Below are 25,588 nucleotides of genomic sequence, written 5' to 3'. Positions count from 1 at the left end.
ATGCTCAATGTGTTGGTGCCGACCCGCGACGGAGTCACGCTGACCGCCGATTACTATGCCCACAGCACCAACCGGCCGGTTGTTATTCTGCTGCACGGAGGTGGGCAGAATCGTCACGCCTGGAGCACCTCAGCGCTTCGACTGCATGAGCAGGGCTACACGGTCGTGGCATACGACGCACGCGGGCACGGCGACAGCGACTGGGCGCCCGACGGACGGTACGACGTCGACCACCTTGCTGAAGACCTGCTCGCGGTGCGGGAGCGATTCTGCGCGGAGCGCGCTCCTGCGGTCGTCGGAGCGTCGCTGGGCGGGATGACTATTCTCGCCACGCACCTACTCGCGCCGCCTGAGTTGTGGGGAGCGGTGGTGCTGGTCGATGTCACCCCTCGGATGGAGTTCGAGGGTGCCCGCCGCGTCGTCTCGTTCATGGCCGCGCATCCCGACGGGTTCACAAGTCTCGAGACCGCCGCTGATGTGATCGCGGCATACAATCCGCACCGCGAACGACCAGTGCGCCTCGAGGGGCTCCACAGGGTATTGCGGCACCGAGCAGACGGCCGGTGGGTGTGGCGATGGGATCCCGCGCTCATCACCGACCGCTTCCAGGCGTTGCACCAGGACATATCGGTTGGCAATGCGCAATTCGAGGCACTCGTCGAGATGCTCCTCAGGGGCGCGGGTCGCATTGTCGCCCCGACCCTGCTCGTGCGCGGTGCCCTGTCCGATCTCGTGTCTCATGAGACGGTCGCTGAATTCCTGGACGTCGTTCCCCACGCGGAAACCGTGGACGTGTCCGGCACCGGTCATATGGTGGCGGGCGATGACAATGATGCCTTCACCGCAGCTGTCACTGGCTTTCTCGGCCGCACGCTGTGATCCATAAAAGGCGCGGTGGCCGACGTCCCCTCCACCGGCCTCCTGTCCTGAACACCATCGCGAGTCGGTTCTGCGCATGTCAGGCAAGTACGGGTAGGTAATCCGGCAGTCGGTTCTTCGAGTTGACGGCGAAGTCGCGTGTGCGTTCGGCGTGCTGGTTGAGGTTCCGGTAGTAATCGTGCGAAGAACAACGAAATTGCCTTGACCAGCGGCGATATCCGGTTTTATCTGCGGGGCAGCGTGTCTGGTGCCTGGCTTGGGTGCCAATGAGGTTGGTCGGCGCCTCGCGGTCTTGCGTCATGTCGAGGAAGTCTCCGGCAGTGTTGCAATGCGTATCGGTACTACGGCATCAGCCACGAGACCGAGGGGTGGACGGGCTGCGGGACCTTCGCGGCGACGGCAGACCAGCCCCGAACGCGACTTGTGCCGAGGTGGTGGACAAGATCGTCCACTTGCGTCGCAACTACCACTTCGGGCGCGGCAAGATCGCCATGTACCTGCACCGCTACCACGACGTCAGCGTCGCGACTGTTTGGCGGATCCTGCGGCGCCTCGACATGGGCCGGCTGCCCGCTCGCCTACGTTGTTGTTCCGGCTGGCGTGTGAGGATCTGATCTCGGCGTGGGCGATTCGGCCGCGCCCGGTCACGGTGGTGAAGGCCGAAGTCGACAAGGTCGGGTCCCTGCACGGTCTGGCGCCAACACCCTGGACATGTCGGTGCTGCCGGCGGAGTGCCGCCGGTTCCTGGCCACGATGGGCCGCCGTTTGACGCCGCAGGCTCTGGGGGCGGCGGGATCCGCGGCGCAGATATCCGATCCTGTTGACTGTGCTGGCGCGGTCGGCTAACCGAGGTGCTCGACGAGGCGGTGCAGTTGTTCGACCCTCTCGGCGAAGTTCAGCAGAGCCGAGGAGCGGATGCAGGAGCAGCTGGCCGAACGCGGTAAATCCGGAAGACCGGCAAGCGTCGCTGGACGAGCTGCTGTCGATCGTCACCGACCCGCAGATCGCTGACGAGGAGATCGGCGGCCTGATTCGTGGTGAGCGGATCCGGGTGGAAACGGTTACGGGCGGCGATTGCACAGGCCAGACCTCGCCTGCCGCGTGATCATGGGCACCTGGCGCAGCTGGATGCCTCCTATTCGTGCCTGCGGCAATCTCGAGGCGCAGACCGAACAGCGTTCTGATCCGTGTCGTGGATACGTTCCCATGGATGGGAAGATCGCTCAGGAATAAGTGTCGGGTGCTGCCACGATGGGCGGCGAGCAGCGGTTGACGCGGCGCGTTCGGGCCATCTTGGCAACCTTCCGTTGTGACTCTGTCAGTCGGAGAAAGGTTCGAGGTTTTATGCAGGGGAAGTTGCGGTACGGGGGGATGATCGGCCCGGGCAAGTTCGACTCCGCAGTCGTTGCGGCGCGCATCATCCCGCTGTCGGAGCTCATGCAGATCCCGGGATTCACCATTCTCACGCCGGAGCAGATGTGGCATGTGTCCCACACGCCAGCAAACATGCAGTGGGTGTCACGGCCGGTGTACTGGATGCAACGCGGCCGCAGTGCCGCAATGCTGACAGGGATCGACCCGGACTACCAGGCCGAGCAGGTGCAGTTGGAGAACCGGGTGCGATCGGACCTGCACCGCGCAGTTTCATCGGCCGCCGCGGGCGACTCGCAGTTGCTCGACCAGCTCGAATTCGGTGCCCCATCGATGGTCTCGGGCACGCACAAACTCGAGGAACTGTTGGGTGGCGATCGCGGCGACGGCCCGATTGTGTTCATGTTCGACGTGCCGGACGCCCATGCGACAGCACCGTTCCACGAGATCGTCACGGCATGCGATCGTGAGGAGCGGGTATGGTTGGCGCTGCGACGCTGGAATACCGACTTCCTGGATCTGGTGCCGGATTTCGCCTCCGAACTGCATGCCAGACTACGCGACGTGCACGTCTGCCGATGGCACTCGGAGGGTCAGGCTCTGCTCTACTTCGTCGAAGACGCCGACGGCAACACGGTGGTATGGGTGGGATGGGATCCGCACACATTCACCGGACCGACGCCACCGTTCTGGGAGACGCTGCCACCGGCGGTTCATCGGTTTCTCACTGATGTGCACCCTGGGTTCACCATGCTCGACGGCGAATCCTACGGCCTTGCCCAGCCGTCGTATATGTCGACTTTCGCAACATGGGCGGGTTGGTTGGGTGCCATCCCCGACTGGAACCGCGAGGATGTCGTCGACTCGACATCGATGCTGTGGTTGACAGGCAACGGCTTCGACACCGTCTTGTGTTCGTCGCCCGAACTGGCTGTCGGTGAGGTAGCAGTGCTCTTCGAGGATCGGTTCGATGTCAGCGAACTGGGCAAGGAATTGGACATTTTGATGCGCTCGGCGCTACGCCTGTCGCCTCCACGTGGTTACCTGAGTTTGCCGGCAAAGTAGGAACGGTGTTGCTGCGTAGCTGTTCCGTAGGCCGATCGGCCAACGGAACACCACAGCCGCGGTACTCAGGCCCTGGCCACGGTGTTCCGTAAGGTGTTCCGGTGAAACCCCGTCATATGGAACGATCGCACGGTGATCGAGCCCTTCCGCGTCGGATACGTGCGCTGTTCCACCGACTAACAAGACGTCGAGATCCAAACCGAGCAACTCGCGGTGCCACGCGAGCGGATCTTCATCGACAAGGGATTCTCCGGCACCACCCGCCGCAACCGCACCGGCCTGGACAACGCGCTCACCGCGGTCACTTCCGCCGCCGCGGCCGTCACCGGGCGACAGGTGGCGCTGACCACCACGAAGTTCGATCCGTTCGCGCGCAACATGGCCGAGGCCGACGATATCCTGACCACCCTGCGCGAGCGCGACGTGTTGTTCGGGCTCGGCAGCCAGATCTACGACTGGGCCGATGCGTTCGGCGAGCTCTGCCTGCAACCCTCGCCATGGTCGCCGAATTCGAGGCCAACTTGAAACACCTACGCACCCGCGAGGGCATGGCCATGGCCCGCGCAAAAAGTCGCCTCAAAGGCAAACAGCCGAATCTACCTTTTGGCAGCACGGAGAACGATCCACCGCCGCTACCACGACCCCGACGATAACGCGGGCCTGGCCGACCTCGCCCAGGAATACAGCGTCGGCCGCTCCACCATCCACCACATCGTCAACGCCACCGCGCCACGGGCATAGCAGTCACGGCACTTACCTACCCGGCAAACCCGAACCCTGCCATCGCCGCTGGTCAGGGCAACTTCGTTGTTGTCGCACCAGTCCGGGACCCCGCAACGAGACGGCCCCATAGTTCCGCCGTACCGGGTCTGACCAGTAACTACGCGAACTTCCTTGATTTTCGGCGACTACTACCGGGCCTCACGCCATATCCGGCATCGGCCACGTCTACATCAAGCCCCGCGCGCCACGGCTGAACGGGAAGGTCGAGCGCTCGGCGAGCTGGTGTAGGCGAATTTCACCGACTGGCCCAGCCTCGAGGACTCGAACAGACCGGAGCGTCCGCAACGTGCCCGAACGCGGGATCGCTGGGACAATTGGAGAGCCCGCCGCGCTTGGGGGATTTCGTTCAGCAGTATGCAAGATCTCAGGTTACGCCAAACCGGAGTATGGGCATGTATATGGTGAATTCGGGACGGTTCACAGTCGGTGAGCGGTTGGAGATGTCGCGCCGTCGGCGCGGGCTGTCTCGCAAGGTGGTCGCGGAGTTGGTGGGGCGCAGCGAGGAATGGTTGCGCACAGTCGAGACCGGGCGGCGTCGGCTCGACAGTATCGAGACCATCACCCGATTGGCGCGTGTGCTCGACATCGCCGATCCCGGCGAACTGGTTGACCGGCCCCCTTGGTCGAAGGAGAAGGGTCACCGTGGCATCGCCGAACTCGCCGTGCTGCGCCGGGCGGTGATCGATCATCCTGCCCTGCGGGTCTACCACAGACAGCAGGATTTCGAGCAGATCGACCCCGAATGGGCCGCCGCGGCGTTGCGGCTGTGCAACCGCGCCTGGGCGAGTTCGCCGCGCCGGTATTCCGTACTCGCCCAACACCTGCCACGGACGCTCACCGCGAGTCGGCTGATTCGCTGGCAGCGGCGCGATGCGGCGACGGCCGGATTGCTGATCTGGGCCTACCATCTGGCGCGGCGGCTGGCGACCGCATCCGGCGATCACCGGCTTGCTGCGGTGGTGGCCGACCGCGCGATGGGTACCTCGGCCCAGGTTCACAACCGCGCGCTGGTGGCCGCGAGTGCGTGGCATCTCAGCCATGCGTTCGCGGGACTGGGCCACCCTCAGGAGGCGCATGACTACGCGCTTTCGGCCGCGGGCCGCCTGGGCGGTGGCTCGGCGGCCGACACCGAGCAGCGCACGCTGTGGGGCGCACTGCATCTGGTAGCAGCACGCGCGGCCATCGGTGCGCGCGATCCTGCCGAATCCGCGCGACTGCTCGGGCTTGCCGAGCGCGTGGCCGCCGAATCGACCACCGACACGTTCGCGTTCGGAATTCCGTTCGGCCCCGTGCAGTTCGGTACCACCCGGGTCGAAATCGCGCTGGACTGCAACGATCCCGCCCAGGCGCTGCGGTTGGCCGCTGAGGTGGAGATTCCGGACGACTATCCGATCGGCTACCAGGTCCGCCACCACATCCACTTGGCCTGCGCGTACTGTGCGCGCGACGACGAGGTGGCCACCGCCTTCATGCTGAACAAGGCGACGGCCATCTCGCCGGAGGATGTGCGCCACCACGCCGGGGCGCAGCGCTGTCTTCGCTATCTGCGCGACTGCGACAATCCGCTCATCCGGCCCGAGGTGACGAAGCTGTCGGATCTGGTGTACGCCCGGTGATCTCGTGCGGATCCGACCGCACGGTACCGATGGCCGCCATGGTGAGGCCGGAGATCTCGGCCAGGACGGTGCCGTCCGGCCCGATAGCCTGATACAACCCGTCGGCGGCGGTATCAGCGAACAGCAGTACCGAACCGCCGACTCGGGCGCTCTCATCGGTATCGGTCGCATACAGATCGAGCCGATCGATGGCGCGCGGGACGAAGATGCTGCACTCGTCCCCGCCGGATACGGCCATCGTGTACATCCGCAGCACCGAGTCGAGCAGTGGCCACGGAATCGTCGGGTCCGGCAGCAGCCCGCGGGCTTCCGCCGGGAGCGACCAGATCGCCGCCGCGCGGCCGTCACCGGCCCGGCCCGACGCAACCCCGGCGAAGATTCCACTCAGTCGCACGGGTGAGTCGGGATGCCGGTAGGGATCGGCGACCGGCCCGCCTGGCGGTTCGGGTACCGCGCGGCGAGGCGGTTCGATCCAGCGGTCGGGCGCGGTGAGCACGACTTCGGTCCGGAAGTGTCGGCGCAGGCGGTCGCCGCCGTCCTCGATGGGTGCGAGTTCAGAGGCCACGTCGACAGCCACGATGGTGTCCAGCGTGTCGGCGGCGGGCACGCGCGCCCCGGAGATCCGCAACGAGGACGGGCGCCGACCGGAGAACGGGCGGACGAAGGCTTCGAAGCGCGCGTTGCGGAACCCGCGCACGATAGCGTCGGGTGCCAGCTGCCGAGCGGCGCGCGCGGCCAGTTCCAGCAACATGGTGCCGGGCACGGTCGGCCGCTGGTCGACCAGATGGTCGTGTAGGAAGCGATCACGGTCGGCATCGAAGTCGCAGCGCCAGATCGTCTGCTTCCGATCGTGTGCCACTCGCTGTGACAAATAGATGTCCGTCCGGGGCGCCGGATCGTCCGATCCGGCGAGCGCCCACGGCCGCTGTCGGCCGAGCACCCCGCGTTCGTTGTCGCCGAGCAGGGCCGCGTAACCGCCACCCTGACCCAGCTCGGCAAGAAGGCTCGCGGTGCCGTAGGCGGGGGAGATGGTACTGAGGCGGCCCTGCCGCACCAGAAAGCTGCGGCTGACCGCGTCCGAGCCGAGTCCCGTGCCGTCCCACAGCGGGAACGCCAGGGTCGTCTCGCCCGGCCCGGCGCAGGCGGCCAGGAAATCGTTGCCGCTCGCGTAATCGGTATCGCCGGGCAGGCCGACCGCACCGGCCACCGAACCGATATTGCACCACCGGGCCGGGGGCCGATCGGCGAACGCGGCCTTCAGATTCCGATAGCCGACCACCTTGGTGTCGCGTACCGCCCGGAATACCTCGGGGGTCTTGCGCTCCAGCGAGGCGGGTGCGGAGATGCCCGCCGCGTGCACGACCACATCCACCCGGCCCTCGACGGCAAAGACGGTGTCGATCGCGGCCGTCACCGCGGCAGGGTCGAGCAGATCGCAGCCGAGGTGATGCACCCGACCGGCACCGAGCCGAGTCTCGAGATCGCGGTGGATCCGGTGCGCGGCATCGGCTTTCAGCACGTGGTCGGCCTCGTCCACCATAGACTGGACTGAGGACGTCCCGGCCCGTTCCCGGATACGTTCGAGCAGAATGGCCCGGCGACGTTCGAGCGGCAGTTCCGGTGGCGGATCGGTGAGTTCGGCCGGTTCGGTGCGAGCGAGCAGCCAGACCGTCGGCCGGGCTTGTTCGCTCAGTGCGCGCAGGACCGCGGTCGGCAGCCCGCCGCCCCCGCCGGAGATCACCAGCACCGAATCGTCGGAGATCGACAGCACGCCTGGATCGGCGGAAATCGGGGCGGGCGTGAGGATTTCGCGGTAGCGGCGGCCGTAACGATAGCGGACGACCGAACCGGCTTCGGTGACGTTCCGCTCGGATGCCAGTGCCGCGAGGCGGCGGCGGGTCCCGCGTCGGTGAGGACCGCGAAGATAGATGCCGCCGGGCGTTCCCAGGACAGGCTCTTGACGAAGCCGGTGAACAGTCCGGCGAACGGATGCGGGCGGGCCGCGGGCTGGCCGGGCAGCAGCACCGCCAGCGAGCTGTCCTCGCTCCAGCGCGGCCACAGCAGCCGGGCGACGGCAAAGGTCAGCTCATGCGTGCGCAACCGGGCATCATCGACGACCTCGGCGGCTGGTCCGGGCGCGCAGATGACGGTCAACGCCGGCCGGGCCCGATCGATCCGTTCGCGCACCACGGGATCCTCCGGATCATCGATACCGGCCACCAGCACCGTCGTGCCGCGCAGCCGGTCCTCGAGCAGCTGGGCTGTCCGCACGGAATCCACCAGCACGATGCCACCGGGCGGCACCGCGGCCGACAACGCGTGCGGCGTGGGCGCGTTCGCTTCGGTGACAGCGGGGACGTACCGCAGCACCGATGATGGGGTACCGTCCTCGGCGCGCTGTGGCAGGACATCGACGCTGACGCGGCTGTCCAGCGTGAGGGTGGTGGTGCGCTCGGCCGATTCCACAGCGCGTATCAGCGCTACCGCGTCCGCGGCGGCGAGATAGTCGCGATCCGTGGACGGTGCCGGAGCGGTCGAGGATTCGGAGCGCGCGGTGAAGCGCAACCGGGCGCGGATCGGCCAGCCATACGCGCGAGCGCGCTCGGCCGTGGCCAGACCGATCAGGAAGGCCCCCTCCGCCAGTGACTCGCACGGGCGGTCGAGGATCGCAGCGAGTTCGGGCTCGGAGTTTCCGTTGACCGCGAGCACCAGCGCCAGTTCGAGTTCGCCGGTGAGCAGATAGCGCCGGGCAGTGTGCACGGCCGCCGCGCCCGAGGCATCTCCGGCGTCGAGTGCCATGCTCACACCGCGCAGATCGCAGCGGCTGGTGATCCGCGAGCCGATCACATTGGTCATGGTTCCGGCGTATGTGTCCTCGTTGCAGGGTGGCACCCGCTCGCGAACCTTCGCGAGTACTTGCTCCACGAGTGGCGACAGCGTTGCGGCGGAATCGGATTCGCGCACCGCGCCGCGCACGTTGTCGATGTGGGTGCGCAGCACGGTATCGGCCAGCGCGCGGGGCACCCCGGCGTGTGCGGTGATCACTCCGGTCTTCTCCCGCACCTCGGCCCACAGCTCGCCGTGCTCACGCGCGAACGCATCGGCGGCCTGGATGGCCATCAGATGGCAGGGATCGACGGTCGCGATGGTCTTGGGGGTCAGACGGATCTCACCCGGGTTCGGCGCGGGGTACGGCCGGGAGAACCGATGTGGGGGCGCGTCTCCGTGGCCGCGCAACCAATCCCGAATGCGGTCATGGTCGGCATCGCCGGGCAGGTGGGCACTCCAGCCGACCACGACCAGGTCGTCGTCGGTGACCGGGAGTGCCGAGCGGCGGGCGGTGTCGTCGGCGCGATCGGTGAGCAACAAGATGGGCATTGGTCCCGCCGAAACCGTAGGAGGAGATGCCCACGGTCCGAGCGTGATCCTTACCGGCGGGCAACTCTGTGCCGCTCGCGGTGATCCGTACCCGTTCGTCATGCGTGTCCTCCGGCAGCGCGGTGAAGTCGTGCTGGCCCGGGATTCGCTGCGCGCGCAGCGCGAGTACCGCGTGGATGACAGAGACCATGCCTGCCGCCCAGCCGGTGTGGCCGACGACGGCCTTGTTGGAGCTGCACGGATAACCGCGCTCCGGAGCCAGCGCCGCAAGGGTCCGAAGCTCCGTCCGATCACCCGCGGAGGTGCCGGTGGCGTGCGCGATCATCCAGTCGATCCGATCCGCGGTGATGCCATTGACCGCCCGTGCGCGTTCGATGGCCAACCGCAGACCCACCGGGTTGGGGGCCGCGATCGACTTGCCGCGCCCGTCGGCGGCCGCACCGAATCCGGCCAGCACGCCGAGGATTTCGTCGCCGTCGGCCTGGGCGCGGGCGAGCAGTTTCAGCGCGACCACCGCCGCACCGTCGCTGAACAGCGTGCCGTCGGCGTCCTGGTCGAAGGAGCGGACCGCGCCGCTGCGGGACAGGCCGCCGAGCTTGGCGAACATCACTCCGACGGTTGGATGCAGCGCCTCGACGCCGCCGCAGTAGGCGATATCGCAGTCGCCCGCCAGCAGCGCCTTGGCGCCGACGTCGAGGGCGTACAGTGCAGAGGCGCAGGCGGTGTCGATGACGATCGCTTCGGTGGCGCCGGTGACGACCCCGGCCAGCGCGGCGCGTACCATCGCTGCGGGCACCACGGGCTCGCCGGAACGAGCACGAGGATAGCGTCTGGCCAGCACTTCTCGCAGACGTTCGGCTGCGCCGTCGTCCGTAGCATCGAGCGCGGTGACGAGATGTTCGGTGACGAGATGTTCGGCGAGGCTCTGGCTGCCGCCCGGCCACGCGCCGATGTAGACGCCGCAGCGATCGTCGTCGCGGACGCGCACCCGGTCGCGGGCCTGTAATAGGCTGTGCCGCAACCACATCGTGGCCTCGTCGGCGGGGCGCTGACCGGATCGCAGTTCGGCCGCCAGTGCCGGATGTGGGCGGAAGTCGTGGATGTGCCCGCCGACGCGGCAGTACGTGCGGTCCTCGGCGTCGGGGTCGGGGGAGTAGAAGTGCTCCAGGTCGAAGCGTTCACCGGGTTCGGTGAACAGGGTGGCCGGTTCGACCAGCAGTCGCCAGAATTCGTCGGGATCGCTGGCTCCGGGGATGGTCAGGCCGGTCCCGACGATCGCGACCAGCGGCCCGGCGTCCGGCTCGGGCGCGACCGGTGCGGGGGCCTGTGGTTCGATGACGTCCACCGGCGTTGGGCCGATGCGCGCCGCGCCGGTGCGTCCGCCCGGATGTGGTGTCAGGCTCGCCGATCCGAGGGAGAGCCCGCCGTCGGCGAGCAGCAGCTGTCCGGTGAGGAACGCGGAGCGATCCGAGGCCAGAAACAGCACCAGATCCGTCAGATCCTCCTCGGTCGCCAGCCGGGCCATCGGCGTGGCGGCCGTGACCACGTCGCGGAACCGGTTGCTGTCGGGGAACAGGCTCACGGTCTGGTTATCGATCAGCCCGGCGGAGGCCGTGTTCACCCGAATGCCCTGCGCCGCGAACTCCACCGCGAGATAGCGGGTGAGCGCCTCGAGTGCCGCCTTGCTAACTCCGACCGCCGCGTAGTTGGCGATGACCCGTCCCGCGCCGATCGAGGAGACGTTCACGATCGAACCGCGCCGACCAGCCATGAGCGGCGCGGCGGACAGCGCACAGCGGCGGCTGCCGTGCAGATTGACCGACAGCGCCTTGTGCCAGTCGCTCTCGCGCAGCGATGACAACGGTGCCAGGGTGCCACGGGCAGCGTTGTTCACCAGAATGTCCAGCCCGCCGTGGCGCTCGGCCACCGCGTCGAACATCGCGCGCACCGCGGTCTCGTCGGCCACCGAACCGCGTAGCAGCTCACCGCTGCCGCCGCCCGCCGTGATCTCGGCCAGGGTCGTGCGGGCGGCGTCCTCGGAGTGGAACCAGTTCACGATGATGTGCGCGCCCTCGGCGGCCAAGCGCAGCGCGATTGCCCGGCCCACCCCCTTCCCGCCGCCGGTGACCAGTGCGACCTTGTTCGCCAGCTCGCCCGTCACCGCCCCACCTCCGTAGTCCGGCGGTGGCCGTTGCCGTCGGCGAGATCGCGCAGTACCTCGGCCAGTTCGACGAGGGTGGTGTAGGAGGTGATCCGGAGATCGGGCGGCGGCTCGGCGATGCCGAGACGCTGACGTGCGGTCCGGAACGCCTCGATCTGCTTGATCGAGTCGATGCCGAGATCGGCCTCGAGATCGACGTCGTCGTCGAGCAGTTCGGCCGGATAGCCCAGCACCTCCGCGTAGACCGTGCGCAGCCGTCCGATCAGGTTCTCCGGAGCGGCGGGTGATTCCGGCCGGGCCGCACGGACGTGGGCGGCGGGGGCGACCCGCGCGGGATCGGGCTCGGGTGCCGTAGCGCCCAGTTGTGCCCGGAATTCCGCCGACGTGCAGCGCTGCCGAAGTGGCGCCACGGTCTGCACCCCGGCAGGTAGTCCGGTACGGACCAGACCGGCGAGGATCTCCCGGCCGCCGGACTCTACATAGCGGCGCACCCCATCGTGATGCAGGCGTAACAGTGCGTCGTAGAATCGGACCGGTTGCAGGAGATGGCGATCCACCACCGCGCGGACATCCTCGGTGGTACGCACGTAGCGGCCCAGGATAGGTGAATAGACCGGCAGCGCCGGTGCTGACATCGGAATCTCGGCGCAGGTGCGGGCCAGCGCGGTCGCCGCGTCCCGCAGCATCGGATTGTGGAACGGCGCGGCCGCCCGCAGCCGAACCGACCGCACCTCGGCCGCCTCGGCGACCCGCCGCACCGCCGCGAGGTCGGCCTCGGTGCCGGACACCACGCACTGATCCGGCCCGTTGTCGGTGGCCAGCACCAGGCTCGGCGAATCGATCAGCCCGACAAGATGTTCCGCGCGCCGCTCCCCGACCGATACCGCGGTCATACCGCCTGCCGGGGCCGTCGGTCCGCGCAGTGCCGCGGTTCGGGCCGCCACCACGCGCACGGCGTCGGTGACTGTCAGCGCACCCGCGATCGCCAGCGCGGATATCTCCCCGACGCTGTGACCCACGACAACATCGGGACCGGACGTCGCCTCGCGCAGGATCCGCGCGACCGTCAACGCTCCGGCGACCAGTGCGAGATCCAACTCGGCCGAGCGTTGAACGACCAGATCGTCCAGCGTCGGGGCCTGCGGGTCGGTCAGCAGCCGGGAGACAGCGGGATGCCCGGATTCGGCGCAGGTCCGGTCGATGTCATCCAGCGTCGCGCGCGCGTCCGGAAAGTCGGGCAACAGATCGGACAACAGCCCAGGCAGATAGGAGCCCTGGCCGGGGAACAGGAAGGCGGTACGCATACTCGCGGATCTCCTCAACGGTAGAGGCTGGGAAACTCGTTGTCGGCCACCAGGTCCGGCAGCCGGGGAAGCAGTTCGTCGCACAGGGCGCGGCGGTGTCGGTACAGGTGGTCGTAGAGGTGCGACGGGGTCAGGCGCTGGTCGGCGAGCACTCCCGCCCGGCGTTCGACCCAGGACAGCAGATACAGCCGCAGCAGTGCGCCCACCGCCGGAGCCGCGCTGGCGTATTCGCGAACCAGCAGCTCGGTGATCAGGCGGTCCAGATGAGCCGTCGCCGCGGCGCGGGCGAGGGCGAGATTGTCGTTCCAGGCGGTGAACTCGTCCGCACCGCCGCAGCGGGCCTCCGCCAGACTCGTGATCAGCCGATGGTGCAGATACCGTTCGGCCATGCGCGCCAGCCGCGCACCGGCCTCGGGGACGGCGAGATCGGCGGCAGTCACCGGATCAGGTTCCGGATGCGGCGGCCGATAAAGCTCCGGGTCGGCCATCGCCTGCGCGGTGTCGAGCAGAATCAGGCCGTTCTCCCCGCCTGCGCAGCAGTAGGAGTGCACGAAACCGTGGTAGGCGTTGAGCCGGTCGGTCGTAACGAACCCGTTGGCGCCGCAGTGTTCTCGGCACATTCCGATCGTGTCCAGGGCGGCGCGGGTGGCCATCGCCTTGAACAGTGGTAATTCGTGATCGACCGCAGTCCACGGCGCCCAGGTCGCCTCCTGCGCGCGAGCGGGCGCCGAATTGTCACCACCCGCGGCATGCCGGGAGACAACGGCGAGCACATGGGCCGTCGCCAGCGCCTCGAGCAGCGCCTCCTGCTGGGTGCGATAGCGCAGCAGCGGCGCCTCGGGCGCCAGGCGGCCCATTGTGAGCCGGTTCGCGTTACGCCGGTACAGGATTCGCGCCGAGGCCCGTGCGGTTGCCGCGCACCCCGCGATGACTCCGCGCCACACCTGCGGTGCGACACCGCTCATCGTGCGGGTCAACCGCGCAGCCGTCGACCCCGACGGGTCGTGCAGCACCCCGTCCGCGTCGATCGAGGCCCCGGCCGCGAGCCAGGAGTCCAGCGGAATCCGCTTGTGCCGGAAGCGCACCGAGGCGAAGTCGCACGGCAGCGCCGACGTGTCGGGCGCGGGCGTGATCTCGACCCCGGTAGTAGGCGCGCCGTCCGCGCCGCGTACCGGGACGACGAAAACATAGGTGCCGCATTCGGCGCCGTCCACGATCAGCTGCGCGTAGACGGCCGCGGTCTTGGCGATCTCGGGGTGCCCGGTGCTGTTGGGGAATTTCACCGCGTCGTCATCGGGTGTGTGCAGCAGGAATTCCCGTGCCAACGGGTCGAATCGGGCCTCGGTGCGCGGATGCAGATGGCTGTTGCTGCGCTCGCCCTCGGTCAGCAACGCCGCGCCGAAGCAGGTCATCGTCTCCAGCTCGCGGCGTCGGTCGCTCAGCCACTGGCCGGGGTCACCGGCCGCCACCATCGGGGCAAGCACCAGGGTGTAGTGCACCAGCAGCACGTGGAACAGGTCCGGATCGGCGACCGCGGCCCGGCCCAGCAGCGCCGACAAGGCGGGGGGATCAGCGAGCAGTTCCGCCGCCGGGGGAGCGGCCCGCCCGGCCGCCCGCGCGCGGGCGTAGACCAAGCCCATGCGCTCGCTGCGGTCCAGACCGTCGGGCCAGTCGAAGAATTCGGCGGGAACCGCCCGGCGCAGCCACGGCCGTTCGGTCGGGGGCGCGGTCGTGATCTGCTCGGTGGTCATCGCTTCACTCCCGTCGCCGCGATGTCTACGATCCAGGGCAGATCCCTGTCCAGCGGCGCCAGAGTCGCGGCGTGCGGCACGGTCGCACGGGCGCAGCGGCACAGGGTGTCTCCGACGCCGACCTCTACGAAGCGCACCGGACCGCCCGCGGCCACCCGGATCAGCGTTTCGGGCAGGTACACCGGTTCGACCACACAGTCGACCAAGCCTTCGTGAAGATCATCGCCGTCGGAATAGCTGCGGCGCCGCACGGGTGAATGCACCGGAACCCGCAACGGGCGCTGCGGAATTCCGTGCAGCCCCGCCCGGAACCGCTCTGCCACGACGGTCAATCCCGGATGGTGGGAGGCGTACGGGACGGCCAGCCGGATCAGGCGCGGGCCCTGAGCGGCGTGGGCGAACAGCGCCTCGATGGCGTCCGACGGTCCGCTGACGATCGTCTGGTGCGGGGTGTTCACACAGGCCAGCACGAGATCGGGATGGCCGGATCCGGCCAACAGGACGCGAGTCTCCTCCTCGGAAGCCGCGACGAGCACCATGCCGCCGCGACCTTCGAAGCCGGAGAACGCGGCGTTCAGCGCGCACACCGCGCGCGTGCCGTCCTCCACGTCGAACACACCGGCGCAGACCAGCGCGGCGATCTCACCGAAGCTCTGCCCGACGATCGCGTCCGCGGTGATTCCGGCCGCGGCGAGGACATCGGCCAGCACCACCGACACCGCGTAGGCGGCCAGCTGCGGCAGCCCCGCGGCCGGCAGTCGGGCCGGTTGGGCGCCGAGCAGCGCGTCGCGCAGCCCCGCGGCCGAACCCGATGCGGTGCTTTCGATTCGGTCGAGCACGGCATCGATGCGCGCGGCGATCGCGGCGTCGGCGGCGTACAGCGGTCGCAGCGCACCTCGTGGATCGCCGCCCTGCCCGGGTATGAGATAGACGGTCCGGGACATCACGCCTCCGCCCCGTCGAGTGCCCAGGTGAGTACGGTGCTGCCCCAGGTGACGCCCGCGCCGAATCCGACGACCAGCACGCGATCGCCGTAGCGCAGCCGACCCGTGCCGTGCGCCTCGGCCAGTGCGAACGGTATCGATCCTGCCCCGATGTTGCCGACCTGATCACCGACGATTACCAGTAGATCCGGATCGAGTCCGGCCTCTGCACAGGCCTTACGCAACAGCACCGGATTGGGCTGGTGGGTCACGATCACATCGATCGCGTCCGCTGTCAGATCCGCGCGCCGCAGCGCGTCGGCGGCCGCCTTGGGGAAGATCTCGAGGATGAAATCGCGCACCGCGCGCCCGTCCATGTGAATCAGATGCCGTCCGGCGCGCAGGCTGGCGCTGCTCGCCGGAATCCGGCTGCCACCACCGGGAATCAGAACATCACCGGCGTGGCTGCCGTCAGAGCCCAGCTCGATGCGGCCGAACCCGGACCCGGGCGGCACCGGGCCGAGGACGGTCGCCCCGGCGCCGTCGCCGAACAGTACCGCGGTCGCGCGATCGGAGGCGTCCAGGAACCGCGAATAGGCCTCTACGCCCACCACGGCCGCGTAGCGCTCACCGGTGCCCGCGCGCAACCAATCCACGGCTACCCGCGTGCCGAACAGCCACCCCGAACAGGCGGCGGACACATCAAGTGCCACCGCGCCCCACGCCTGCAACTCCGCCTGTACCCGGCAGGCCGTGGCCGGGCCGAGTTCGTCGGGCGTCGAGGTGGCCAGGATCACCAGGTCCAGATCGCTCGGCGACAGCCCGGCCGAGCTCAGTGCGGCGCGCACCGCCTCGATGGCGAGATCCGACGCGGCTTGGCCACGTTCGAGGACGTGACGTCGACGGATCCCGGTGTGTTCGGCGATCCAGTCGGGGGTGACTCCGGCGGGCCCGGCGACCTCGGCATTGGTGCGCACCCGTGGCGGTACATAGCGGCCGGTACCGACGATGCCGATATCGGCCGCTTCCGGGTCTCTCGCTCCAGCGGCGTGTAGCGACATGGCGAACCTCCTGGTGTGTGCGGATGTTCCGACGGTAGGAGCGTTCCGTGGTGAATCACCCTCGTCCGCATGGGTTTCGGCGCTCGGCGGTCTGTTGGACCACCCGCCGGTACCGGAGTGGCGGAAACGGCGAACCGGTTCCGCGGTCCCGTTCCGGCTGGTGCGTACGGTCCAAATCGAGTGCGCCCGAGCGTGTCCCACAAGACTTGGATCGGTTGCCCAGATCCGGTTCTACCGTCGGATGCGAGAGCGAGGCGGGAAGGAGAGCACATGAGGAAGAAGGACCGATTCCGCACCGGCGTACTGGATCTCGGCCTGTATTCACGAATCAGGCCGGATCTCACGCTGCGCACCCACCGCTGGCTGGCCACTGCCGCGGGTGTGGATTCGCTGTTCGTGCCCGACCATCTGATCGGTCTGCTGCCCGGATCGATCTGGGAGCCGGGCCGGGTCGGCGCGGCCGGTCTGATCCCGCACGCCAACGCCCACTACGACCCCTGGACGACACTGGGATACGTTGCGGCGCAGAACAACCTGCGCCGGCTGCGGCTCGGCATCGGGGTTACCGACGCTGGGCGGCGCAATCCAGCGGTCACCGCGCAGGCGGCGGCCACCCTGCACCTGTTCAGCCGTGGCCGGGCCGTGCTGGGCATCGGGCCCGGTGAGCGGGAGAACAACCAACCCTACGGCGTCGGGTGGGACGCGCCGGTGGCGCGCTTCGAGGAGGCGATGGAAACCATTCGGTTGCTGTGGGATTCCAACGGCGAACCGGTCAATCGGGACGGGCGGTACTTCCCACTGCGCGATGCGATCTTCGAGGTACCGCCGTACCAGGGGACACGCCCGCAAATCTGGATCGGCGCGCACGGACCGCGCATGCTGCGTGCGGTCGGCCGCTACGCCGACGCCTGGTTCCCGGCATTTCCGCAGCCCGCCGCCGGATACGGTCGCGGTCTCGAGGCGGTGCGCACCGCAGCCTCCGATGCCGGGCGCGATCCGACGTCGGTGCTGGGCGCGGCGATGCTGTTCGTCATCACCGGTGCCACTCGCGGGCATATCGACGAGGCGGTCGAATCGGTCGGCGCGCGCGCCTTCGGGCTGTGCATGTCGGGCGACCTATGGTCGCGTCACGGCGTGGAACACCCACTGGGGCCCAGCTTTTCGGGTATCCAGGATTTGCTGCCGCACGTGTTGGACCGCGACACCGTGCTGTCCTACGCAGAGAAGGTCACCGCGGAGATGGTCCGCGACTACTGTGTGGTCGGCGCCCCGGCCGAAATCCGCGACCGCGTCGCGGAATGGCGCGATCACGGGCTGCGCTACGCGGTGCTGGTGAACGTGAGTTCTTTCCATCCGGCCGCCGCACCCGGTCTGCTGTCGAATCTCCCCTTCGCGAAGGCGCTTCGCGCTCTACGGACCCTCTGAGTCAGGTCAGTTCGGCCAGTTGTACGAGCCGGGAGACCTCGGTGCGGATGACGTGGTTGTCGCGCCGGATCAGCCATTGCAGGGTTCGGTGCGCGTCCCAGTCGCGGCGCAGATCCTCCGGGGAGCTGTCGGCGGCCTTGATGAGCGCATAGGCCGCGCCGACGTCGTCGTCGCAGGCAACGTAGGCGGAGGCCAGACCGATGTAGTGTTCGATCCGGCGCTCTAGCAGATAGTCGTCGGGCAACTCCACCTGCGCGGCCAGCCGGATCGCGGTCTCGGCGTCGTTCTCGGCGCGTGCGATCTGGACCTTGGCAATTCCGATCTCGGTGGGGCCGAACGGTATCCCGTCCACATCGTGATCGGAACCCAGCTTCCGTGCGGCCGTCTCGGCGGTCTCGAGGAGGGCGACCGCTTGGACGTGGTCGAGTTTGTCGGCCGCGCCACACGCGGCCAGTAGCAGCAGGGCGCCCCACACGGTCAGCTCGTCGGGATCGGTCGGCATGCGTTCGGCGAGTCGATGACGTGCAGCGAGTGCGTAATCGACGCATTCTCTGTGGTATTCGAGGTGCCGCAGCGCGGTACCGACATGCCAGGCGCTCGCCGCAACGAGCAGCGGGCTATGCGTCTGGGCAGCGGTACCCATGGCACGATCGGCGACGGTGCCTGCCAGACCGTGTGCGCCGAGACCGGTGAGCAGTTGACGGGTCAGGTGGTACGCCCGCACCAGCAGCACGCCGCTCTCCTCGGTCTGCGCCTTCCAGCGATGGAAACGGCTGGCGCGCAACACGTCCGGAAGGCGACGCGACAACAGTGAGTATCGTCGTACGGAACTGTTCCACACGCTGCGGCAGTCCTCCAGGGCGCGGGCGAGTGTGTCGGCATCGGAGTCGCCGACATCGCACCCGTAGGTCTCGACCGCGGGGTGGTCTATGATCACCTCGCGGAGCGACCGAATTTCTTCGTCGTGCAACTGATCTCGCGACCACGAGTCCGCATTGGTCCAGCCGGTGAGCTCGGAGAGATCCTCCACGCGCAGGACGTCGGCGAGGCGGCCGATCGCCTCGGCGCTGTCGAGTTTGCGCTGTCCTGTCTCGACCAGCCGCAGCCATTCCTCACTTCGTCCCACCAGATTCGCGACGACCTTGCGGGACAGGCCGCGCTGGCGCCGGCGCATTTCGATTCGTTCACCTATCGATAGCTGTATGGGCGGGCGCACGGCATTTCCTCCCGACTCCAGTGGATACGGTCCGGTGCGTTCGAAGTTTGCTGGCCGAAGACGGTGTGTGTCGCTGAACGGGGGATGCGCAACCGTGCCTCTATGATCATGACATGACATCCGAAACCGGGTTCGAAATTCGCGAATTGCGTGACCCGGCCGAGATAGCCAAAGGTATCGCCCTGTATCAGCAGGTTTTCGGTAGACCGGCCCAACAATGCTCCGTCGCTCACAGATTGCTGGCGGGATTGAGTCGACACGGGGGTTTCGTTCTGGGGGCCTCGCATGGGGGTACTTTGATCGCCGTCTCCTACGGTTTCGTAGGTCTCCCCGCGAATGAATCCCCCTATCTCTACATGCAACTGATCGCGGTGCGCGCGGACCATCAGGGCCGCGGGATCGGGCGTGCCATGATGCAGCGGATCGCGCAGGTGGCCCGTCAGCACGGGCTGCGATGGCTGCGCTGGGCCTTCGATCCGCTGCAGGTCCGCAACGCCCACTTCTACCTTGATGTAATCGGTGCCCGGGCAAAGGGTTTCGTTGCCAATATGTACGGCACCGAGGGTGGCAGCCGGGCCTGGTCGACCCATCGGGTCCTTGCCGAATGGGATCTGCGTTCCCCACTTGGCGTGTGGCGTACCCCAAGCGCGCCCCCGCCGATCGGCACGCCGCAGCCCGACGGGAGATCGGTGTTGCTGACGGTCGGGGCGACCGGCAACCGCGGATTCGAGCCCGCCGCGGAAGCCGCGGCGTATCGGCACCTGTCGCGTCTCATGAGCGAGGGTTACACCCTGGTGTCCTGTCGCATCGTGAATTCCTATGCCGTTGCGCGCCTGTGTCCGGAGTGGAACTCCGAATGTTTGTGGGCGTGAAAAACCTGCCCGGTTCGTGAAACGCGGCATGGCAGAGGTCCTGATTGGCGGAACCACTTGTTTCAAGATTGGAAAGAACTATACCAAAGCAACTGCGGATCGCATAACACGACAGTTGTATTTGTCGTCTCATAATCGTGTCCGCTGGTACCGGAGTTTCGGGGCGTTGGCCTGGTGCTGTCGTCGCCAGCGGCCAGCGGCCAGCGGCCAGCGGCGAGCGGCCAGCGGCCAGCGGCGAGGGGTGGGTGAGGGTGTCGTGCGTTCGGTGTGGTTGCCATTGCGTACCACCAGCCGGCGCCCGTCCTCGTCGACCTGGTCGGCGAACCGATCGATACAGGCGGCGACCTCGGCCTGCAACGCCGCAGCCGGCATCTGCCGCACCCTCGCGCACGATCTCGTCGATCGGCGGCCCCGACACCCCGACCACGCCATCCTGATTGGACACCTCGCTGCCGTCGATTACCTTGAGCATGGGACGTACCTACCGCCCGGCGTTACGCGCCGAGACGATCGAAAACCGTTGGCTTTCAGATCATCCGGGAAGGTACTCCTTCCCAGTCATCCACAGGTTCCGATCATTGCTCAACCGACGGTCTCGGCGAGCCCTATCCACCAGCGACCCTGACTGAGCGAATGCTTGGTTCGACTCGTGATCGCTTGCCGGGGGCGACTCGGTCGGGGGCCTGCTATCCCGCAGGTGCTGGTCGATTGCTGATACATGAGCGGTCAGTCGGCATCGTCTATTGACACTGAGTGAGCCGCACCACATACTACTCGCAGTATCTGCTACTTGCGGTAGTGCACAAGGAGGTGCCGTGACCATGGTGTGCTCGATAGCCACGCGACGAGGTATGCCGTCCGAGCGAGGAAAATCTGATCGTACGGAGAACGAGGGCAGTCCGGTTGTCGATATGTTGCCGGTGAGCGCACCCGCCCTGTTGTCGGGCGACGATGTGAGGAATGGGACGGGATTCCGTGGTGGAGCCTGCACGTAGCGTGATATCGACGTCGGCTAGGTCAATTCGGGACAACTTCTCCGATACCGTCTTCTCGGGCCTGCGAACTTTTGGTCGCTCGACGCAGATGGCGTCTGCATCCGTGTTCGGAGCCATGAACGACATTGTTCGTTTGAAATTGCAGTGGCGTGAGGTGATGTATCAAGCCTGGTTCTTGATAACGGTTACGACGCTTCCGGCGATCCTGATGGCCGTGCCTTTCGGAGTAATTGTTTCGGTGCAGGTCGGAAATCTAATCCATCAAATCGGGGCTGATTCTCTGCTGGGTGCCGCTGGTGGTATGGGTGTGATCAAACAGGGCGCACCCATGGCCACTGGATTGCTGCTGGGTGCGGCCGGCGCGGCCGCGATCGCGGCGGACTTGGGTGCACGCAACATCCGTGAAGAGATCGACGCCATGCGGACGATGGGTGTCAGCCCCCTGCACCGACTGGTCATTCCTCGGATGGTGGCGATGGTGCTCGTCGCGCCGATGCTCAACGTCTTGATCATCTTCGCGGGCGTGATAGCAGGGTATGCCGTGGCGATCGGTCCTCAGGGTGTGACGCCCGGCAGCTATTGGGGAACATTCGGATCCTTTACAGTCGTCGCGGATATCGGCGTCTCGATAGCCAAGTCGGTACTTTTCGGATTCATAGTAGTAGTTATCGCGTGCCAGCGGGGACTCGAGGCCAAAGGCGGTCCGCGTGGAGTTGCCGACGGCGTGAATGCGGCTGTTGTCCTCTCTGTCGTTTCCATCGCCGTCGCAAATCTGTTGATCACTCAGCTGGTCGCAATGTTTCTACCTACAAGGCTGGCGTAGATGTCCGAGACGAAGTTTACGCCCCCCCGGCTGGTGAAGATTCGGCGAACGGCAACGCGACTTGGCGGGCGTGCCTTGCTTGTGGAGCCGACAGGTTTCGTCCTGAGCTTCATTTGGCAGGCGCTGTCGGCAATCCCGTTTACGATCAGACGATATCGATCGGAGACGATGCGCGCGATTACGGATATGACGTGGGGACAGGGTTCGATTATCGTCGGTGGTGGAACTGTTCCGATGCTGGTGGTGCTGGGACTGGTCATAGGAGGCTCGGTCGGCGTGGAGTCCTTCGCCACTCTGGACCTCATCAGCATGGGGCCGGTGACCGGCATTGTCTCGGCCTTCGCCAACACCAGGGAACTTGCCCCGATCGCTGCAGGTGTCGGATTCGCTGCACAAGCCGGGTGTCGTATCACCGCGCAAATCGGTTCTATGCGGATCTCCGAAGAAATCGACGCCCTCGAATCACTCGGCCTGCGGTCGATACCTTTTGTTGTGACCACTAGGATAATTGCCGGAGCGGTGGCAATCGTTCCGACCTTCCTGATCGCCTTGATCCTCAGCTACGCGGCATGTCGCGCGGTGATCGTGCAGTTGCACGGCCAAGCAGCAGGCGTCTACGACCATTACTTCTACCAATTCATCAGCGGCTGGGACGTGACCGCTGCGGTGATCAAAGTTCTCGTGTTCGGAACGGCCGTCATCATAATTCACAGCTACCAGGGCTTTTTTGCCGTCGGTGGTCCGGAAGGCGTCGGGATCGCATCCGGCCGAGCAGTCCGGGCAAGCTTCGTAGCAGTCATCGGTTTGGACATGGTGTTGACCATCCTTTTGTGGGGTGTCAACTCATCCATCGAATTCACGGGGTAGCACGATGTCTCGTTATGAAATGCCGGGTGTATCGACAACGAAACGGTCATCGATTATTGTCGGTGTTCTCGCCGTATTAACGGCACTGGCGGTAGCGGCGACCTGGATCGTGGTGGATGCCGTCTGGGGTGACAACCGAATGGTCGTGGTGTTGCGCACCGATAATATCGGGGACGGCATCAGTGTGGGAACGCCGGTTCGATTCGATGGTGTGGATATCGGTTCTGTTTCTGCTATCGATTCCGCCAATGGGGCGAAACACGTGACCGTAAGGTTGGATCGCGCAGACTCGGCAGGGCTCACCGATCGCCTGTACGTCGATTACTCGGCATCGAATCTATTTGGTATCAGTGAAATCGCGCTGAAGCCGGGGGATGGCGGCGTACCCTTGCGGGACGGCGCCATGGTCGATCTGACGGGACCGCGAGCGGACAGACAGCGTGATGCGACCATGGGCGTGTTGATCCGCACCGTCGGCGAGGCATCGGGGAATATCCTCACGCCCGAACTGACCGAGGTCCTGGCACGGGCTACCGCGATCTCCCGGCAATTCACGCCGCTCATGGAAGCAATCGTGGTGTCGAGCCGGAACATCGCCGAGACGCAGACAATGCCGATATCGAATCTACTGGACCAGTACGGCAAGATGCTCGTCGGTACCGCATCGATGATCGACGGTACCGTCGGCCTGATACACCACCTCACCACAATCGAGATCTTGAACAGCGAGCGCGAGTTGTTCGACGCGACGGTCAACACAGTAGGGAAAGCGTTTTTTCCCGCTCTCGCGGAGACTCTCTTCACCGCGCAGGGGTACCTGTCGGACTACGCGGTGATGCTCACACCGGTTCTCTCGGCGGCCAGTCGGATGGTGCCGACACCCGACGTTTCAAGCGCGCAACTATCTGAAATCCTGTCGCGGCTGGATCGTTCGTTCACATCGACACCGGAGGGTCCGATTATGAATATCGAGTTGATCCTCGATTTGGTTCCTGGGCTGGCGGCAATCTTCCCGGGAACTGTTCCTTCGACATCGTATTCCGGAGGTGGTCGATGACCCGGCAGAGTCGGTTGCTGGCGGTAGCGGCAAAGCTCACAGTTTCCGCAATCGTGATCGTGGTGCTGCTGACGGCCATCGTCCAAACGGTGCAACGCCCGGTACCTGGCGGCACGGTGGGGTTCTCGGCTGAGTTCGTCGATGCGAACGGCCTCAAGGCCGGAGACGACGTCCGTATGAACGGTGTTCGAGTAGGTAAGGTGCATTCAATCTCCGTCGACAACGGTCACGCGGTCGTTACATTTGCGGTCGAGCGCAGCCGACATCTATATGAGAACACCATGTTGGCAATTCGCTACCAGAGCCTGGTAGGGCAGCGATATCTCGATGTCCAACAGCCATCGCCGGTTTCTGAGGAGATCGCGGCGGGGAGCAGGATCGACGCTTCCAGAACAATTCCCTCGTTCGACATCACGGATCTGTTCAACGGCCTGGAACCGGTACTGGCCGAGTTGTCGCCGGCAGCGGTCAACAAGTTCGCCGAGAACATGATCGCAGTCATCGAGGGAGAGGGGTCGGGCGTCGGTGCAGTTCTCGACTCCGTCCAGACGTTGGCCACCTACACGCTGGACAGGCAGGCGGTGATCACCGTGCTGGTCGCCAATCTCAAACAAATCTCCGATCATATCGGCGGTCGCTCCTCGCATCTCGTCCGGCTTGTCTCTGAGCTGACCACGGTCGTGTCCACGCTGCGTAGCAAGGTTGATGGAATTGTCGAATTCGCCCTCATGGCGCCCGACGTCATCGCACCGCTGGACAACCTTCTCGACGCCTTTGGATTGACTACTGGCAGCAATCCGGACGCCGATGGACTGCTGCGGGCAGCATTTCCGAACCCCGAACAGGCAGTCGAGGCACTTCGACAACTGCCAGCCCTGCTTCAGACCTTGAATGCCTGGATTCCCGCCAACAGTCCGGTCGTCAACCGCAACTGCTCGAATGGTGACGTCAGTGCTCCGGAGCCGTTCCAGGTATTGATCAGTGGGCAAAGGATCTCTATATGCAAACGGTGATCACAAAACTTCTCCGCGCTCGCGGAAGATTCATCTGCCGACCGGCCGAGGCCAGCCAAAGACGTGCGGTCCGAGAATTGCGTTGGGGCGTGGTTGGAGCCGTTGTGATGGGCGCGGTGTTGATAGCGAGTGCGATAATATACGTGGTGCCCTTCGGCAAGTCGACCTACTGGGCGGAGATGTCGGAAACCGGGTCGATCAAGGTCGGCGACGATGTCCGTATCGCGGGTGTGCCGGTCGGTGCCGTGAAGTCCATCGAGCTGGGCCCACGGAACGTCCGTATGAGCTTTACGGTCGACCGCGGCATCTTCGTCGGCGACCAGACCAGCCTCGATATCCGGATGTTGACGCTTATCGGTGGGCGCTACCTCGCCGTGACACCAGCGGGGAGTTCCGCTCTGCGCTCTCCGGTTCCCTCCGACAGAGTGCACCTCCCCTACAGCCTCGGTCGCACCTTTCAGGACGCGGTGCGGCCGATCAAAGATGTCGACGGCGACACATTGCGGCAGAACTTGACGAACATGAACAGAGCGATCGCTAGCGGACCGTCCGGAATACGCCGAGCAGTGGACGCGTTCGCGTCGCTCGTCGACGTCCTCGACCGCCAGAACCGCGACGTGTCGAACACACTCGCGATGGCCGATGAGTACCTCGGCGCGATCAACGAGTCGAAGGCCACGCTCGGGGAACTGATCGAGAGTGTCAACCTGATGGAGACAGTGGGACTCGACAAACGAGCCGAGATCTTCGAAGCCGTCCGGCTCATGGACCAACTTCTCTCTCGCATCGCTGCCCTGGAGCCGGTGTACAGGTCCAGGTTGGAAACTGTCGCCCGAAGCCTGGCTGACGTCATACCCGAACTGGAACGTCTGGGCGAAGAGATGGGACAGATCGTCGTAAGCACACGGGACCTGCTGTCACGGCTGCAGCCGATCGCATCGTCGGAAGAAGGCGTTGTGGTCGACCAATCCGCATCGGTGGTCCCGGTGCAGTCGGTGTGTATCCCCGTTCCCGGAAAGGAGTGCTGA

At 66.2% G+C, this 25,588-nt stretch carries 21 protein-coding genes and 2 pseudogenes; 14 read left to right on the top strand and 9 right to left on the bottom strand.

The window, feature by feature from the left end:
- The 7 genes and pseudogenes from QH290_RS20380 (at position 1) to QH290_RS20355 (ending at position 5,714) form a co-directional block, all read left to right on the top strand.
- Positions 1-879, top strand: coding sequence for an alpha/beta fold hydrolase (locus QH290_RS20380; protein ID WP_280267343.1), 879 nt, complete (start codon positions 1-3; stop codon positions 877-879).
- Between the two features lie 266 nt (positions 880-1,145).
- A complete protein-coding gene (locus QH290_RS20375) occupies positions 1,146-1,493 on the top strand; it encodes a helix-turn-helix domain-containing protein (RefSeq protein WP_342213749.1) in 348 nt (115 codons plus the stop codon).
- Positions 1,454-2,033 (top strand): annotated as a pseudogene (locus tag QH290_RS37970) (hypothetical protein); the annotation flags it as partial. The gene QH290_RS20375 and the pseudogene QH290_RS37970, both read left to right, overlap by 40 nt.
- 190 nt (positions 2,034-2,223) lie before the next feature.
- Positions 2,224-3,315: a hypothetical protein gene (locus QH290_RS20370; protein ID WP_280267306.1), complete on the top strand. Its 1,092-nt coding sequence runs from the start codon at positions 2,224-2,226 to the stop codon at positions 3,313-3,315.
- Between the two features lie 213 nt (positions 3,316-3,528).
- Positions 3,529-3,840 (top strand): recombinase family protein, encoded by a 312-nt coding sequence (locus tag QH290_RS20365; RefSeq protein ID WP_280267307.1) that lies wholly within the window; start codon positions 3,529-3,531, stop codon positions 3,838-3,840.
- Positions 3,841-3,918: 78 nt separating this feature from the next.
- Positions 3,919-4,056, top strand: a complete 138-nt coding sequence (locus QH290_RS20360) for a hypothetical protein (RefSeq protein WP_280267308.1) — start codon at positions 3,919-3,921, stop codon at positions 4,054-4,056.
- Between the two features lie 434 nt (positions 4,057-4,490).
- The gene (locus tag QH290_RS20355; RefSeq protein ID WP_280267309.1) at positions 4,491-5,714 is read left to right on the top strand and encodes a helix-turn-helix domain-containing protein; all 1,224 of its coding nucleotides are present in this window, start codon (positions 4,491-4,493) and stop codon (positions 5,712-5,714) included.
- Here the strand turns inward: QH290_RS20355 and QH290_RS20350 are convergent.
- Genes QH290_RS20350 through QH290_RS20320 form a run of 7 tightly spaced genes read right to left on the bottom strand, consistent with a single transcriptional unit; the run spans position 5,665 to position 16,292 of the window.
- Positions 5,665-7,485, bottom strand: a complete 1,821-nt coding sequence (locus QH290_RS20350) for an SDR family NAD(P)-dependent oxidoreductase (protein ID WP_280267310.1) — start codon at positions 7,483-7,485, stop codon at positions 5,665-5,667. The genes QH290_RS20355 and QH290_RS20350 overlap by 50 nt on opposite strands.
- Complete coding sequence (locus tag QH290_RS20345) at positions 7,452-9,086, bottom strand: beta-ketoacyl synthase N-terminal-like domain-containing protein (protein WP_280267344.1); 1,635 nt, start codon at positions 9,084-9,086, stop codon at positions 7,452-7,454. The genes QH290_RS20350 and QH290_RS20345 overlap by 34 nt, the downstream gene beginning before the upstream one ends.
- Complete coding sequence (locus QH290_RS20340; RefSeq protein WP_280267311.1) at positions 8,968-11,253, bottom strand: SDR family oxidoreductase; 2,286 nt, start codon at positions 11,251-11,253, stop codon at positions 8,968-8,970. Before QH290_RS20340 ends, QH290_RS20345 begins: the two co-directional genes overlap by 119 nt.
- Positions 11,250-12,557 carry an acyltransferase domain-containing protein gene (locus QH290_RS20335; protein ID WP_280267312.1) on the bottom strand — a complete coding sequence of 436 codons (1,308 nt, stop codon included), beginning with the start codon at positions 12,555-12,557 and terminating at the stop codon, positions 11,250-11,252. Before QH290_RS20335 ends, QH290_RS20340 begins: the two co-directional genes overlap by 4 nt.
- Before the next feature lie 14 nt (positions 12,558-12,571).
- The gene (locus QH290_RS20330; RefSeq protein ID WP_280267313.1) at positions 12,572-14,308 is read right to left on the bottom strand and encodes an acyl-CoA dehydrogenase family protein; all 1,737 of its coding nucleotides are present in this window, start codon (positions 14,306-14,308) and stop codon (positions 12,572-12,574) included.
- Complete coding sequence (locus QH290_RS20325) at positions 14,305-15,252, bottom strand: acyltransferase domain-containing protein (protein WP_280267315.1); 948 nt, start codon at positions 15,250-15,252, stop codon at positions 14,305-14,307. The genes QH290_RS20330 and QH290_RS20325 overlap by 4 nt, the downstream gene beginning before the upstream one ends.
- Positions 15,252-16,292, bottom strand: a complete 1,041-nt coding sequence (locus QH290_RS20320; RefSeq protein ID WP_280267316.1) for a 3-oxoacyl-ACP synthase III family protein — start codon at positions 16,290-16,292, stop codon at positions 15,252-15,254. The genes QH290_RS20325 and QH290_RS20320 overlap by 1 nt, the downstream gene beginning before the upstream one ends.
- A gap of 270 nt (positions 16,293-16,562) precedes the next feature.
- On the opposite strand from QH290_RS20320, the gene QH290_RS20315 reads away from it, so the two are divergent.
- Complete coding sequence (locus QH290_RS20315) at positions 16,563-17,717, top strand: LLM class flavin-dependent oxidoreductase (RefSeq protein ID WP_280267317.1); 1,155 nt, start codon at positions 16,563-16,565, stop codon at positions 17,715-17,717.
- A 1-nt stretch (position 17,718) separates the two neighbouring features.
- On the opposite strand, the gene QH290_RS20310 is transcribed toward QH290_RS20315, so the two are convergent.
- Positions 17,719-19,053 (bottom strand): helix-turn-helix domain-containing protein, encoded by a 1,335-nt coding sequence (locus tag QH290_RS20310; protein ID WP_280267318.1) that lies wholly within the window; start codon positions 19,051-19,053, stop codon positions 17,719-17,721.
- Between QH290_RS20310 and QH290_RS20305 the strand changes: the two genes are divergently transcribed.
- Positions 19,047-19,805: a GNAT family N-acetyltransferase gene (locus QH290_RS20305; RefSeq protein ID WP_280267319.1), complete on the top strand. Its 759-nt coding sequence runs from the start codon at positions 19,047-19,049 to the stop codon at positions 19,803-19,805. The two genes, QH290_RS20310 and QH290_RS20305, sit on opposite strands and share 7 nt — an antisense overlap.
- A 258-nt stretch (positions 19,806-20,063) precedes the next feature.
- Here QH290_RS20305 and QH290_RS20300 read toward each other — a convergent pair.
- Positions 20,064-20,277, bottom strand: a pseudogene (locus QH290_RS20300) (IS256 family transposase); the annotation flags it as partial.
- A gap of 488 nt (positions 20,278-20,765) precedes the next feature.
- On the opposite strand from QH290_RS20300, the gene QH290_RS20295 reads away from it, so the two are divergent.
- The 5 genes from QH290_RS20295 to QH290_RS20275 are packed head-to-tail and all read left to right on the top strand — an operon-like array spanning position 20,766 to position 25,588.
- Positions 20,766-21,623 carry an MlaE family ABC transporter permease gene (locus QH290_RS20295; protein ID WP_280267320.1) on the top strand — a complete coding sequence of 286 codons (858 nt, stop codon included), beginning with the start codon at positions 20,766-20,768 and terminating at the stop codon, positions 21,621-21,623.
- The gene (locus QH290_RS20290) at positions 21,624-22,490 is read left to right on the top strand and encodes an ABC transporter permease (protein WP_280255445.1); all 867 of its coding nucleotides are present in this window, start codon (positions 21,624-21,626) and stop codon (positions 22,488-22,490) included.
- A gap of 4 nt (positions 22,491-22,494) precedes the next feature.
- The gene (locus QH290_RS20285; protein WP_280267321.1) at positions 22,495-23,547 is read left to right on the top strand and encodes an MlaD family protein; all 1,053 of its coding nucleotides are present in this window, start codon (positions 22,495-22,497) and stop codon (positions 23,545-23,547) included.
- Positions 23,544-24,560: an MCE family protein gene (locus tag QH290_RS20280; protein ID WP_280267322.1), complete on the top strand. Its 1,017-nt coding sequence runs from the start codon at positions 23,544-23,546 to the stop codon at positions 24,558-24,560. Before QH290_RS20285 ends, QH290_RS20280 begins: the two co-directional genes overlap by 4 nt.
- A complete protein-coding gene (locus QH290_RS20275; RefSeq protein ID WP_280267323.1) occupies positions 24,548-25,588 on the top strand; it encodes an MlaD family protein in 1,041 nt (346 codons plus the stop codon). Before QH290_RS20280 ends, QH290_RS20275 begins: the two co-directional genes overlap by 13 nt.

Origin of the sequence: Nocardia wallacei, from assembly GCF_029869545.1 — a bacterium.
Lineage (GTDB): Bacteria > Actinomycetota > Actinomycetes > Mycobacteriales > Mycobacteriaceae > Nocardia > Nocardia wallacei_A.
The sequence above is the reverse complement of the archived record's forward strand: the minus strand, read 5'-3'. Positions and strand labels throughout refer to the sequence as shown.